Raw genomic sequence first — 14459 nt, forward strand, 5'->3', positions numbered from 1 at the left:
GGGAGTTTGAAGAAATTTCGCCAACAGTATTTAGAATCGGGTTGACTCAACGTAGTTAACTCCCTGAGTGTCTTACCAAACCGCCTCATGCTTGCTTATTTTGTTCGCCGCCTGCTTCTGATTATTCCGACGTTGATCGGGGCGACGCTGATCGTGTTTTTTATCACCCGCATCACTCCAGGCGGGCCTTTGGAGGCGGCGATGAAGCGGGGCATGGCAGCGGGTGCGGAACGCAGCGTGAAGGATGCAGGCGGTTCGCTGAGTGAGGAGCAGAAGGAGCAATTGGCGGCTTATTATGGTTTCGACAAGCCGTTCTTAGGGGCTTATCTGGTCTGGTTGGGGGCGGCCCCGCGTGAGACGCAGAAGCGTTTTGTGAAGTTTGAGGAGGGGCAGACGGAGGCGAAGGTGACTTTGAAGGCGTTGCTGCCGCGTGATCAGTGGACGGAGAACAATGCGTATCAAATTTCGGAGGCGACGGTTCGACCAGATGGCACCATGCAGTCGGCAAACATGGACGAGCTGGATGGATGGGTGACGCGCTCTGAGCCGGAGAAGGGAAGGGTGGCGATTTTTCGTCCGGTGATTTCCGGAATTTTGCAGGGTGATTTGGGAATATCGACGCGCTACAATGATCCGGCTTGGGGAATGATCAAGGAGCGGTTGCCGGTATCGCTGTTTTATGGGCTGGCGATGTTTATTCTGACTTACTCGGTGTGCATTCCGCTGGGGATTTTGAAGGCGGTGAAACATCGCACGGTGATCGACAACGTGAGTTCGGTGCTGATCTTTACTGGGTATGCGATTCCAGGATTTGTGCTGGGCAGTTTGCTGGTGGTGTATCTGGCGGCGCGGTTGGGGTGGTTTCCTTCGGCGGGTTTTGTGAGTGAGAATTTTAGTGAACTGAGCGCGCCGGGCAAGGTATGGGACGTGGTGCATCACGCGATCCTGCCGTTGATATGTTACATGGTGGGCAGTTTTGCGATGATGACGATGTTGATGAAAAACAACCTGATGGACAACCTGGCGACGGATTACGTGCGCACGGCGATTGCCAAAGGGGCGAGCTCGCGGCAGGCGGTGCTGGGACATGCATTGCGCAATTCGTTGATCCCGATTGCGACGACATTGGGGGGCATCACTTCGATCTTTTTTACGGGCGGGATTTTGGTGGAGAAGATTTTTGATATCAACGGTTTCGGCCTGCTGAGCTACCAGAGCATTCAGGATCGGGATTATCCGGTGGTGATGGCCATTCTGACGATCAATGTGGTGTTGCTCATGGTGGGCAACATTCTTTCTGACCTTTTGGTCGCCATTGCTGATCCACGCATTCGTTTCAAATAAATCCACATGTCACCCCGCACGCTTGGTTGTTCTCTAACGGGATTTGCGGTGATTGCCGCAGTCTTTCGCTGGCTTGGTTGGCGGGTGCCGGTGTTCAAGATTCCGTTTCTCGGCAACGGGACGGTGGGCTGGATCGTGGTGGGCGTTTTGCTGATGGCGGGTCTGTGGCTGTTGTGGCGGGGTCCGCGTGAGTGGCAGTTCAGCCCGTTGACCTTGAAGCAGCTGCAGCGGTTCCGTTCGATCCGGCGCGGTTACTTTTCATTTTTGCTGCTGGTGGCATTGGCCGGGGTGGCTTCGATGGACAACTTGTTGGTGGGAAAACGGGCGTTGCTGGTGAGTTACGAGGGGAAGCTGTATGCGCCTTTTGTGACGGGCGTGCTGCCGGGCGAGGCGTTTGGTTTGGATTATAAGTCGGAGACCGATTACCGGGAGTTGCAGAAGAAGTTTCGCAAGGAGAACAAGGGCAACTGGTTGGTGATGCCGCCGGTGCCGTTTGCGGCGAGTCTGGATGCACCGCAGGTGACGGCGCAACTGGAGGAGCGCGAGGGACTAATGTATGAAATGGGCAGTCGGGAGCCTTTCAGTGGGCCGGCTTACTCGATGTTCAAGGAGCCGGAGACGCAGAAGCGGCAGGAGATCATTTATCGTAAAGGGATTCGTTCGGGCGAGATGCGGGGTTGGGATGCGAAGGGAGATCAGATTGAGAAAGGCACTTATGTGCAGGGCAAACTGGAGAACTACGTGGATTTCAGCAATGGCGGAGCGGCGGAGCTTGTAGGTGCGACGATGCCGGAGTGGTGGACATTGGTTTATCCGCCGTCTGCTCCATCATGGCACCAGAAGCATTTTCTTGGGACCAACTCCTCTGGGGGTGATGTGCTGGCAATTTTGTTTGGAGGCTGGCAGCAGGCGATCATCGCGGCGGTGCTGTTTGTAAGCATCGTGTTTGTGGCGGGGGTGGTGATTGGTGGCACGCTGGGTTATTTTGGCGGGTTGTATGATTTGATTGGTCAACGGCTGGTGGAGATCTGGTCGGTGCTGCCGTTCTTGTTCATTGTGATGATTGTGAGTTCAATCATCAGTCCGACGCTGGTGGTGTTGGTGGGCATTTTGGCGATCTTTGGATGGGTGGGCACAACGACGTATTTGCGCACGGCAACTTACCGGGAGAAGGAACGGGATTATGTGGCGGCGGCGAAGCTGCAGGGGGCGAGCACGGCGCGGATCCTTTTCCATCACGTGCTGCCGAATGTGGTCGCCATCTTGGTGACGCTGGCGCCTTTTGAAATGGCTGGGGTGATCACTTCGCTGGCAGCGCTGGACTTTCTCGGTTTTGGATTGCCACCGGATTATCCGAGCTGGGGTCGGTTGCTTCAGGAAGGCACGGAGAATTTCAATTATCCATGGATCGTCAGCAGCGCGTTCGTGGCGATGGTCAGTGTGCTGGTGCTGGTGACCTTTGTGGGAGAGGCGGTGCGTGAGGCCTTTGACCCGAAAAAATTTACCACTTACGAGTGATGCAACAAACGAGAAACAAGACACAGCAAAGCAATCGGTCTGGCATCGGCTGGTGGGTGATGCTGTCGATGGCGTTCAGTCTTTCGATGGTGGAGTTGCGGGCAGACGACCGGTTCCCCCCTTATGACAATTCGGAAGAGGCCAAGGCATATTATGCCTCCAAGCCGGAGTTTTTTAAGCGCAAGCCACTGGCTGAGTTGCCGGCGGATCTGGTATGGGAGAATGGGGCGGACAAGCCGGAGATGGGCGATCCGGCAGCCAAGAAAGGCGGGATTTTTCGGGATCAGATCGGTGCTTTTCCAAACACGTTGCGCATCATCGGACCAAGTGCGGGCGATGGGTTTCGTGGAGAACACTGGGATTATATCAATGTCCAGCTGATCCAGCCCTATCTGGATGGCGAGGGTTGGGTGCCGGGGCTCGCAAAAGAGTGGGCGGTGTCGAAGGATGGCAAAACGATGTATTTCCGGCTGCACCCAGAAGCGACTTATTCGGACGGGGTGAAGATCGACACGGAAGATTATTTCATGCTGTTTTATGTGATGCAGTCGCCAAACATCCAGGATCCCTGGTATAACGATTATTACACCAAGGAATTTACTGGAGTGACTATTTACGACAGTCATACCTTTGCGTTTCACTTTCCTGAGAGCAAGCCGGACCGGATGTGGATTGTTTATGATTTGCAGCCTTTCCCACGGCATTTTTACAAGGAGTTTACCGAGGACTTTCCGGCGAGGTATCAATGGCGCAAGTATCCCACCACGGGTGCTTATGAGATCTATCCTGACGGCATCAAGAAGGGTCGTTCGATCATGCTGACGCGTGTGAAGACCTGGTGGGCGAAAGACATGAAGCACTTCCGCTACCGGTTCAATCCGGACTTTATCGAATACAAGGTGATTGGCAGCGCGGACAAGGCCTGGGAGATGTTTCGGCAGGGACAGCTTGACTGGTTTGCGATGGGTTTGCCGCGGTATTGGTATGACAAATCGGAGGTGCCGGAGTTTTACAACGGTTACATTGAGCGGCAGAAGTTTTACAATGACTTTCCCCGGATCTCTCGCGGAATTTATCTCAATATGTCGAAGCCGGGGTTAGATAACCTGGATGTGCGTCTGGGGATAAGTTATGCGATGAATTTCCAGAAGGTGATCGATGTGGATTTTCGTGGTGATTATGAGCGGATGCAGAGCACGTTTGCGGGGTTTGGTAAGTTCACCAATCCGAACATCAAGGCGCGGCCTTATGACGTGGTGAAGGCACGCGAGCATTTCACCAAGGCGGGTTACACCCAGCAGGGGCCGGACGGGGTGCTTCGGAATGCGCAGGGCAAACGCTTAAGTTTCACCTTCTCCATTCCACAAGGACAGTTTGTGCCGATTGCGTTGCGCTTGAAGGAGGAAGCGTTGAGAGCCGGATTGGACCTCAATCTTGAGGTGCTCGATTTCGCGGTGTTGAGCACGAAGGTGAATCAGAAGAATCAGGAGATTGCATTGCTGGGTTGGGCCGCCATGCCGCCGTATCCGAGGCTGTGGGATTATTATCATAGTGTGAATGCCTACAAAGTGATGCCGGATGGCTCGCGCAAGGTGGTGCCGGATACGAATAACATCACGATGACGGCTGATCCGGCGATGGATCCGTTGATTGACCAATTGCGGGTTGCCCAGACGGAGGATGAGGTGCAGCGACTCTCCTGGCAGTTGCAACAGATGGTGGAAGATCTGGCGGTTTCGATTCCGGCATGGGAGTCGCCATCTTATCGTTTTGGATACTGGCGTTGGGTGAAGTGGCCGAAAGGTGGCAACCTCAAGCACAGCCAGTTACCCTTCGACACCCATGTGCACTGGCTTGATGAAGAGGCGCGCAAGGAAACGATGGAGGCCAGGCGGGAGGGACGCTCGTTTGGTGAAGTGTATCACGTCTTCGACCAGCATAAGATCAAATGAGCAAGCACGGCGATCACATCCTCGAAGTTAGAGATCTCGTCACGTCGTTCGATACCGATGCGGGTCGGTTGACGGCGGTGGATGGCATCAGCTTCAACGTGCCGCGTGGCAAGACCATGGGCATCGTGGGGGAGTCGGGCTGTGGGAAAAGTGTGACGGCATTTTCGATCACGCGACTGCTTCCACAACCCCATGGCAAAATCCTTGGAGGCAGTGTGAAGTTTGAGGGTCAGGAGCTGACCAGCTTGCCGTTGCCGAAGATGCAGCATTTGCGCGGCAATGAGATCAGCATGATTTTCCAGGAACCGATGACGGCACTGAATCCGGTGCAGAGGGTGGGGCGTCAGTTGGCGGAGGCGATTTTGCTGCACACCAAATGCAGCAAGAGCGAGGTGCTGGCGAAATCGGTGGAGATGTTCCGACAAGTGCGCATTCCTGATCCTGAGCAGCGGTTGGGCGAATATCCGCATCAACTGAGTGGGGGGATGCGGCAGCGGGTGATGATCGCGATGGCGCTGATCAACCGGCCGAAATTGTTGATCGCGGATGAGCCGACCACGGCGCTGGATGTGACGGTGCAGGCGCAGATTCTGGAGCTGATTGCAGACCTGCAAAAAGAGATGGGCATGAGCGTGGTGTTGATCACCCATGACCTTGGTGTGATCGCCGAGATGTGCGACGAAGTCGCGGTGATGTATGCGGGGCGAATTGTTGAGCAGGCACCAGTGCGGGAGTTGTTTGCAAATCCGCAGCATGCTTACACACGGGGTTTGTTGGAGTCGATGCCGAAGCTGGAGAACGTGCCAAAGACCCGCTTGCCGGCGATTCCTGGGAATGTTCCCTCGATTGAAAACTTTGTGGCGGGGTGCAGGTTCGCCGCTCGCTCGCGTCGCGAACATCTGCCCGAACACTTGAGCGTCCGCCCGCCTTTTGCTGAGATTTCACCGGATCACTGGGTGGAGAAATGTCCTGTTTGTGCGGGAAACGAAATTGCCAACGCATCTGGTGTCAGCTATAACTTATCTCATGAGCAAGATTCTGGAACAGATCCGCGAGGGGCGCTTGAATCAGCGCAAAGCCACCTTGGCAGAGGCCAGGGCGCAAATCGCCAGGAACCGGACTCTGCGGACCGAACGCGCCAGCTCAAAAACGAGTTCGACTCCATCGTTGCATGGGCAAAAGGCGCAGGCAGACTGATCCCTGCGGATCGCTACCAGACACCCGAGGAATCGGGGGCGGAACACCGGGTTTATTTTGATCCTGAACAAAGCAGTGCGATCAAGATCACCAATGCCAATCGTGCTGGCATGAGTTATCCGGACGGTGAGCCGCATGCGGGATTGCCAGCCGAGTATCTGGAACGCTGGAGGTTGCACAATTTAATCTTTGCCGATGATGTGACACTGGAGGGCGTGATCCAATCCCCTGCTGGAGTGGCCTTGGTGGTGCGGCAGTGCTGGATCAATGGCACCGTGCCTGAAGTTTGGCAAATTGCCGACTTCATGAACGAGTTGGGCTTTCAAGCGACCCTGCTGCAAGAATGCTATTATCGAGCCGCGGACGATTTGGCGGTGATGGATTGTCACGATGGCAATTTCATGCTTGGTGATGACGGCATGGTTTATCCGATTGATGTGATCCCGCTGCGACCGGATGCGAACCTAAAACAACGTCTCGGCATTTCATCATGAGCCTGCTTTCTGTCCAAAATCTAAAACTCCATTTCCCGGTTCGTGGTGGGGTGTTGCTGCGCGCGGTTGCCTCTTGCAAGGCGGTGGACGGGGTGTCGCTCGAAGTCGACAAGGGAGAAACGCTGGGGTTGGTGGGTGAGTCCGGTTGTGGCAAAACGACCTTGGGCAAGTCGATCGTGAGGCTGCTGGATCCGACGGATGGCCGGATTGTCTTTGATGGGGAGGACATCACTCATTCGAGCGTGCGGGCTTTGCGTCCGAAGCGTCGGCACATGCAGATGATCTTTCAAGATCCGGCGGAGTCATTAAATCCGCGACACACGGTGCGGGACATTCTTGAGGAGCCGTTCATCGTGCAGAAGCTCGGCAACAAGCAGGAGCGTCGCCAGTGGGTGATGGAGTTGCTGGACAAGGTGGGCCTCAGCACGAGTGCGGCGGACCGGTTTCCCTTTGAGTTCTCGGGAGGGCAGCGTCAGCGCATTGGCATTGCGCGTGCGATTGCGTTAAAGCCCAAGCTGATTGTTTGTGATGAACCGGTTTCTGCGCTGGATGTGAGTGTGCAGAGTCAGGTGCTCAACTTGCTGCTGGATTTGCAGCGTGACATGGGGCTGAGTTATCTTTTTATCGCCCATGGGCTTTCGGTGGTGAAACACATGAGTGACCGGGTGGCGGTGATGTATCTGGGCCGGATCATGGAACTTGCGCCTGCGGAGGTTTTGTATCGCGATCCACGGCATGCCTACACGAAGGCACTGCTTGATGCGATTCCGGTTCCGGACCCCGCCAAACGCCGCAAGCGGGAATTGCTGCAGGGCGATGTGCCTTCACCGATCAATCCGCCGGAAGGGTGTGCGTTTGGGTTTCGCATGAAACATCCGCGCTGGAAGGACAGTGTCGGGATGGATTTGAAGCTGGAAGAGATCGCACCGGGACATTGGGTGCAGAAGTGTCCTTGTTGTGTGGCCTGATGGGATTGGGGTGTGATTTTGGTTAGAACGGTTTTGTATGGGTGTGGCGACAACACTTCGCTTGCCGGAAAGGCGGGCATGGGCGAGTCTGGCGGAATGTCCTCGCAGAGCTTCCTACGACCGCCAGCTGGTTGCTGCTTTTGCGTGATGCTGTTCGTGTGGGCGGTCACTTCCAGCCTCGCGACGGCTCGTGTGCGGGATGAAGCGGGCATCTTTACCAAGGATCTGGGGGCGCAGATCCAGGCCCGGACGGATGAGTGCCTGGAACAGAGCGGCGTGGCTCTGCATGTGGTGACTTTTGCGGATCTGGATGATCATCTGGAAACCCGCAGTGTGAAGCTGCTCAAGCAACTGTCAGGGGACGAACCCGCCGTCATGCTGGCATTTGGCTGGGGCATGGATACCCCATTGATAAAAATCTCGCCGAGCCTGGGGGATCGATTTGCGGTGGGTGAATTGACTTCTTTGATGGCGGATGCGCGTCGGCCATTTTCGGACAATGCCATCACCTTGAGCCAGAAGTTTGATGCTGGCAGCCGGGTATTGAACGAGGGATTGATCGCCTTGGAGAAAAAGCGGCAGACACTGGAGAGCCGGCACTTTCCGATGGAATTGTTTCTATCGCTCGCCGCAGTGGTGCTCGGCACCGCGTTGCTGTTGTGGGTGGCACTGCTGTGGTTGCAGAAGGGGGCGGCCCGGCATGAGAAGTTTTATTTCCCTGATGTTGACGTCGAATGGCGTCTCGGTGCACCATTTGGTGGCGGTCTGATGGTGCAGACTTCCGCCAATAAGAAACCGGACCGCCGGTGAAAGGGCTATTCCAGCTGCTTGCGACGAACTTCCAGCAGCGCATCAAGGTCTTCCACAAATTTCCAAGGCAACCGACGCCGCTGGTATTTGCGCCAAAGCACATCGCGCAGGCCTTCGAAGTGGGAGATCTGCGGATTGGGCACCGGATACCACTCGGGATCGCTTTTGGTGGTGGACTGGAAGGTCCAGTCGCGAGAATCCCACTCCGCGCGAAAGATGTGCAGCACCCCTTCGTCATCGCGCTCACGCCATTCGTGGGTCTGGGAGTGGAGACGAACTTTCATGGCAGCAGCAAAGGGAAAAAAGAAAAGAAAAGTTGGAAGGCTGCTAGGTGCAGCAAGCCATTCCGCGTGGGAGATGGGTTATCCGTTCCATGCCTTTGACCTCGAAGCAACGCCGAAATGAACCGTCGATGGGCAATTTTCGCTTTTCCGAACCGCCGCCCTGCGCTTTGCTGCTGGTCCCCACCCGCGATTCCTTCACCACCCGGCACCTGCTTTTTCGGTCGCCCATCCGCACGGTTCTTCCTTCATGTCCACTCCTTCCAAACATCGCGATCTGCTGCTCATCGGCGGATATTTTGTCGCCATCCTGCTGTTCGCCGCCGTCGTCACGCCACCGGTGTTTTTTGCTGCCCAGAAAATCATTGCGGCCTCGCCGGGTGGGTGGATCGATCAGTTTTTGGGACATCGCGCCTTTCCGGCGTATTTCAACCGCGTGGGACTGGTCGCCGCGTTGGTGGGATTGTGGCCGTTGTTTCGAATGATGAAGATGCGCAAGTCGGAGGTGCTGGGCATCAATGCTTCGCGTCATTGGCTGCACTTGTTTGTCACCGGATTTGTGTTTGCCGCCGGGCTGCTGCTGATCATGGGCACCGCCTTCATCCAGGTGGATGCCTACCGCATGAAAGCAGAACCTCGCTGGCTCGATTTGTTGAGTCCGATCACCTCCGCCCTTGCCGTGGGAATGATTGAGGAGTTCCTGTTTCGCGGTGCGATTTTGGGCATTCTGTGCCGCTCCTTGGGGATGAAAGCGGGTCTGTTCTGGACGACCCTGTTTTTCGCGGTGGTGCATTTCCTCAAGCCCCCCGATGACGAGGCGATTGCCAATGCCAACGTCACCTGGACCACCGGATTCTGGGTGATCCCTCAACTGTTCCGAGGGTTCGGTCAGTTCGAGTTTTTTGTGGAAGAATTTCTCACCCTGAGCGCCGTCGGTTTTGTGTTGGGCTGGGTGCGTCTTCGGACCGGTTCATTGTGGGGCAGCATCGGCCTGCATGCCGGCTGGGTGTTTGGCTTGAAATATTTTGGTGGATTGAAGAACAACACCAAAGCCCTGAAGCAAGGCGACTGGATTCCGTGGATTGGCGAAAACCTCAAAATCGGTCTGGCCCCCTTTGCCGTCGTCTTGTTGACCGGCGTCATCATGGTCTGGTGGCATCGTCGGCTTTCTGGCGATTTTAAAAAAGACATTGCCAGCCGTCGCAGTTGATCGATGTTGGTCCTCGCAGATCACTCGCAAAGCCTGAGTGGCGGAATTGGTAGACGCGCCAGACTTAGGATCTGGTAACGAAAGTTGTGCAGGTTCGAGTCCTGTCTCAGGCACTTGTTTGGTTGTGGTTACGCAGGGCAGCATGTGGGAATCTCACTGGATTTCGGTCGGAAAACGCGGCAGAGACTGACGCTGCCACCGAGTCTGCGATGACGGCCATGCCCTTGGCGCTTACAGAAGTGCTGAAGGATTCCGCTGAAGTCCGCGCATGGTTTCGCAATCTCTCCAGGCCCATCAAGGCTGTGAACCCAGGATGTTGACTTTGTTGCAAATGAGACTATGGAATATATCAAATGGAAAAAGTCCGCACCAAATCGATAGCGAAAAAGTCACCCTTAAGGGTCGTTAGCGATTCGCGGGGCGGCGTCAGCGGAAAGAAAGATGGCAGTGGCATTGTTGTTTTCTTTGTTCATGGGACTTCAGGCAAGAATACCGCGTGGGAATACACGCCCGCAAAACTCATTCAATCCCTCAAAACGGGACTTCCGGTTCGGGAGCTCGACGACCTCCGAAGCAGCCTTGACCTCTCCATGGAAAAACTTGTGCCCATGCTCGGCATTTCCAAAGCCACATTGCATCGCCGGATGACGAAAGGCAGGCTTGATCCTGCGGAATCAGACCGCGTCGTGCGTTTCGCCAAACTCATGGGAAAGGCGGTTGAGGTAATGGAATCACCGGAGAATGCGCGGAAATGGCTTTCTGCTCCTCAAGTCGGCTTGGGCGGAGCGATCCCATTGGAGTATGCGGAAACGGAAGTTGGAGCGCGTGAGGTCGAAAACCTGCTCGGTCGCATTGAATACGGAGTCTATTCCTGATGAGACGGGCCTGGCGCATCGTAAAGGAGAAGCACGCCGCCACGGCGTTTGATGGCGAGGGAGCCTGGCTCTTCGGCGGACGGTGGAACTCGCGAGGCACGCGTGTGGTTTACACCAGCGCCAACCTTTCTCTCGCGGCGCTGGAGAGCCTTGTTCATCTCAATCCGCCCGTAACTTTCAAATATTTGGCCATCCCGGTCGAATTTGACGAGGCCCTCGTGGAAGTCATGACTTTCGCCGCCCTGCCTGCTGATTGGACCGAGGAACCGCCGCCGCCTTCCACCATGGAGATTGGCGATCGGTGGGTGAAGGAGTCGCGCTCCGCCGTGCTGGAGCTGCCCAGCGTCATCATCCCGTCAGAACCCAACTACCTGCTCAATCCAGCCCATCCCGACTTCAAAAAAATCACCATCGGCAAGCCCGGGCCATTCTCCTTTGATCCACGGCTGCTCTGAACGCCGCTCATTTGTCCAAATTCGTGGCAAGAATCTCAAATCTTAGGCTGAATCCCGCCTCAGCCACGCGCTTCCGCTCAGCGACCGCAGTTTGGAAGGGAGTGATAGGGCGTGCGGTTTGGAGATGCCTTGAAAATGTTTGAAAATGATCGCCGAATGAAAATTATCAGCACACCAAAAAACCTGGGGATCTTCGATCCCGGGCCCATCATTCTTTGCCAAAGAAAACACCCGAGTGACCGAATCCCTTGCCATAGTGTCATGGATCAGCTTTGATTAAATTTTTACCCACAAAACCTCCGAATGTCCATCCGCACCCTTGCCCAGTTCGAATCTCACTTCTGGGAGGCCCCGAACATCCCGCGTGGGTCGGTGGATATCAAATCAGATGTCTTCCCACTACTGTTTTTCAAGCAATACTCGGATGTGCATGACGACGAGCATGCAAGCAGGTTGGAGAAGTTCGACGGAAATCAGGAAGCCGCGCGGTTCTCGGAGATGACTCGCTGTGGAAGATTCCTTCTCACCGACGAGCACCTTCAGCGCCTCGTCCGCGCATATAAGCACTTCAATGACAAGCCCGGCTATACTCGCGTCGTGCCCCTCAATGAATTTCGGATGGAGAAGGAGAAGCTGAGCATCCCGCTTTATGTCGGCGGGGAAACGCAGGCTCAAACCGAGGCTGCCACGGAGACCGCAACCAAGACGCTGCCGGATGCACTTGCAGGCGGCTGAAAAATTTGGAAAAACTGAAAACAGCCCTTGGCCACCTTCTACAACAACCACAATGAGCCAGCCGACCCAAGACACTTCCTCCGATCTCGCTGATTGGCTCGCTAAGCAGCCATGTTGGCTTCAGCAAGCTGCTGCCGATCTTCTTGCCGAGAAAACGGTGGGAAAAGAAGAAATGATTGCCTATACGAAAATGGCCATTAGTGAGGCCGCAGGTGAGATAAAAGGAGCAGTGCAAAACATCCAATGGACAGCGCTTGGTTCCGTTGGCGGCGGCGCGATCCACCTTCAGAGCGTGGGAGAAGTTATAGGGATTGGCCAATTGAATCCACAAGTCCCTCTCAGCTTTGGAGTTGAACAAATTGCAGTTGTTTTTGGTGCTAACGGATCAGGAAAGTCGAGTTATGTCCGAATTTTGAAGCACATCTGCGGAGCGCGTCAGCAAGGGTCAATTCATGCGAACGTGTTTGCGAAGGCCACCACCGCGCAGCAGTGCTCGATAGCATACCGTGATGGCGAGAACGAGGAAAACTCCACTTGGTCACCGCCAGATGGTGTTCTTGCGAAACTGTCCACAATAGACATTTTTGACACGCACTGTGGTCATGCTTACTTGGATGCGGAGGGCGAAGCATCCTATGAACCCCGAGTCTTGGCGTTCTTGTCGGACCTAGCCGTCATTGCGGATAAAGCTGCGGCTCTTCTCCAAAGGGGCATAGAGGCGAAACCAAGTGCTCTCCCAATTCTGCCAAATGACCACGCGGCTACAGTGATTGGCGGTTGGTATAAAACTCTGAATGCACAAACTACCCAAGACGCGGTAGATACAAAATGTTCTTGGAGCGACGAGTTTGATGAGGAGTTTGCCTCATTGGCAAAATATCTTGCCGAGCGTTCTCCCAAGGAAAGAGCCAAAGAACTTGAGACGAAAAAGAGCTTTGTTGACGGAATGGTCATATTATTGACGTCACACTGCGCCGCCTATTCAGATGAGTCTTGTAGTGGCATTGTTAGTTTGAGAAAAACGGCGCTTGAGGCGCAGAAAGCAGCGGAATTGGCCGCTCAACTAAGTCTAGGAGAGGCTATTCTGGACGGTGTTGGAACGGAACAATGGTTGGCACTTTGGGCTACGGCACGCCTCTTCTCAACTGAGGCAGCATATCCCTATGACAAATTTCCAAATACGGGCGACGATGCACGCTGTGTTTTGTGCCAGCAAGAACTCTCCTCCGAAGGCAAGCAAAGACTACAAGCGTTCGAGAGCTATGTAATCAACCAAACCTCCAGCGACGCAAAGAAGGCTAAAGCTGCATTATCAGCAGCGATCAGCCGACTCCCTGATTTGCCGTCTGACGAAACACTCGAAGCCAAATGCACAAGTGGAGGACTGCCAGAAACGGATTTATTGGCGATCAAACGTTTTTATGAACTCTTAGACGCCCGCCGCACTTTGTTGTTTTCAGATAGCCCTACGCCAGAGTTTGGTGCATCCCCAGTTATTGAAAAATGGGTGGCTACTGCCCAGGCCGTCTCAGCAGGTTACGCTGAAAGTGCAAAACATTTTTTGGAGGGTTTCAACGAGCAGGAACGGTTGTTAAAGCTCAGTCGCCAAAAGGAACTGTCGGCACATCAGTGGGTTCACGCACAAAAAACAGCTATCGAGGCAGAGGTCGCGAGACTACTAAAAATTCAAAGTCTCGAAAAGGCGAAGGGGTTGTGTGGAACTCTAGCCATATCTCGGAAGAAAGGCGCTCTTGCCGAAGAGTTGATCACTCCCGCTTACATCACTTCATTCAATGCTGAACTTAAGAGGTTGGGCGCCCGTAGTGTATCAGTCGAGTTGACAAAAACTCGGGTCAGTCGTGGCTCGATCTTGCACCAAGTTAGGCTCCGCAATGCGGTGAACAGCCGGCCAATTCAGGAGGTATTGAGTGAAGGAGAGTATCGCATCGTCTGCATCGCCGCCTTCCTGGCAGATGTTGCCGCCAAACCGAATGGGTCAACTTTTGTGTTTGATGATCCAATTTCGTCTCTTGACCTAGACTACGAAGAGTCAGTGGTGCAACGGTTGGTAGAGGTAGCAGCCAAGAGGCAGGTGATTATTTTTACACATCGTCTGTCGTTGTTGGGGATGGTGCAAGACTATGCAAAGAAGGCGGATGTAGCAATGCGAGCCATTCATATCCGGCGGGAGACTTGGGGTGCAGGTGAACCAGGGGATGAGGCTATTGAAGCCGCAAAGCCCAAGGTGGTTTTGAACGAACTCCTTCCAAAGAGGATAAAAGCTGCGCGAGGCGTTCTGGCTGAACAGGGGCAGGCGGCCCATAAGCATATACCTAACTCGCCATGCATCGCTTGACTCTTGCCAATTGGCGCGGTCGGCGGGGTCTGCGCTCGCTTAGTTCTTCCAACCACAGGTGTGGGGCGTTCATCATATGAACCAACCCCATCGGTTGAGCCAATTGCACCAGCACCGAGTCACGCATCTCCTTGAAAAGATTCCACTGCCGGAGTTCTTCGCAAGGGGTAGCCCCAAGGGGAAAAATATCGTGCTTCGCACATCATTCGCTCAATGAGTAATGCCACCAAGATTTTGCCCTGCATCCACGCTCGGCTGGAGGCT

General features: G+C 54.7%; 12 protein-coding genes and 1 tRNA gene. 12 read left to right on the forward strand and 1 reads right to left on the reverse strand.

The annotated features are described in order from the left end of the window. Window positions 1–87: 87 nt before the first annotated feature. The 6 genes from FEM03_RS01885 to FEM03_RS01910 all read left to right on the forward strand — a co-directional run bounded on the left by FEM03_RS01885 (window position 88) and on the right by FEM03_RS01910 (window position 8283). The gene (locus tag FEM03_RS01885; RefSeq protein ID WP_206170795.1) at window positions 88–1344 is read left to right on the forward strand and encodes an ABC transporter permease; all 1257 of its coding nucleotides are present in this window, start codon (window positions 88–90) and stop codon (window positions 1342–1344) included. A 6-nt stretch (window positions 1345–1350) separates the two neighbouring features. Next, entirely contained in the window at window positions 1351–2862 is a 1512-nt protein-coding gene (locus tag FEM03_RS01890; RefSeq protein ID WP_138084471.1) for an ABC transporter permease subunit, read from the forward strand. Then, window positions 2862–4814, forward strand: coding sequence for an extracellular solute-binding protein (locus tag FEM03_RS01895; RefSeq protein ID WP_138084472.1), 1953 nt, complete (start codon window positions 2862–2864; stop codon window positions 4812–4814). The genes FEM03_RS01890 and FEM03_RS01895 overlap by 1 nt, the downstream gene beginning before the upstream one ends. Further along, complete coding sequence (locus FEM03_RS01900) at window positions 4811–6505, forward strand: oligopeptide/dipeptide ABC transporter ATP-binding protein (protein WP_138084473.1); 1695 nt, start codon at window positions 4811–4813, stop codon at window positions 6503–6505. The genes FEM03_RS01895 and FEM03_RS01900 overlap by 4 nt, the downstream gene beginning before the upstream one ends. Further along, window positions 6502–7473, forward strand: coding sequence for an ABC transporter ATP-binding protein (locus FEM03_RS01905; protein WP_166442544.1), 972 nt, complete (start codon window positions 6502–6504; stop codon window positions 7471–7473). Before FEM03_RS01900 ends, FEM03_RS01905 begins: the two co-directional genes overlap by 4 nt. Window positions 7474–7617: 144 nt before the next feature. After that, entirely contained in the window at window positions 7618–8283 is a 666-nt protein-coding gene (locus FEM03_RS01910; protein WP_166442545.1) for a hypothetical protein, read from the forward strand. Between the two features lie 5 nt (window positions 8284–8288). Here FEM03_RS01910 and FEM03_RS01915 read toward each other — a convergent pair whose 3' ends face one another. Beyond that, window positions 8289–8567, reverse strand: a complete 279-nt coding sequence (locus FEM03_RS01915; protein ID WP_138084476.1) for a hypothetical protein — start codon at window positions 8565–8567, stop codon at window positions 8289–8291. Window positions 8568–8814: 247 nt separating this feature from the next. Here FEM03_RS01915 and FEM03_RS01920 point away from each other — a divergent pair, with 247 nt between their 5' ends. From FEM03_RS01920 to FEM03_RS01945, 6 genes are all read left to right on the forward strand, one after another. Next, on the forward strand, window positions 8815–9774 hold the full coding sequence (locus FEM03_RS01920) for a CPBP family intramembrane glutamic endopeptidase (protein WP_138084477.1): 960 nt from the start codon (window positions 8815–8817) through the stop codon (window positions 9772–9774). A 31-nt stretch (window positions 9775–9805) separates the two neighbouring features. Continuing rightward, window positions 9806–9887, forward strand: a tRNA-Leu gene (locus tag FEM03_RS01925). 240 nt (window positions 9888–10127) lie between these two features. After that, complete coding sequence (gene parS, locus FEM03_RS01930; protein WP_138084478.1) at window positions 10128–10649, forward strand: type II RES/Xre toxin-antitoxin system antitoxin; 522 nt, start codon at window positions 10128–10130, stop codon at window positions 10647–10649. Beyond that, window positions 10649–11104, forward strand: coding sequence for an RES family NAD+ phosphorylase (locus FEM03_RS01935; protein WP_138084479.1), 456 nt, complete (start codon window positions 10649–10651; stop codon window positions 11102–11104). Before parS ends, FEM03_RS01935 begins: the two co-directional genes overlap by 1 nt. Window positions 11105–11407: 303 nt before the next feature. Next, entirely contained in the window at window positions 11408–11839 is a 432-nt protein-coding gene (locus FEM03_RS01940) for an N-6 DNA methylase (RefSeq protein ID WP_138084480.1), read from the forward strand. Continuing rightward, window positions 11820–14195, forward strand: a complete 2376-nt coding sequence (locus tag FEM03_RS01945; RefSeq protein WP_206170796.1) for an AAA family ATPase — start codon at window positions 11820–11822, stop codon at window positions 14193–14195. Before FEM03_RS01940 ends, FEM03_RS01945 begins: the two co-directional genes overlap by 20 nt. The last annotated feature ends 264 nt before the right edge of the window (window positions 14196–14459 follow it).

Origin of the sequence: Phragmitibacter flavus (assembly GCF_005780165.1) — a bacterium.
GTDB lineage: Bacteria > Verrucomicrobiota > Verrucomicrobiia > Verrucomicrobiales > Verrucomicrobiaceae > Phragmitibacter > Phragmitibacter flavus.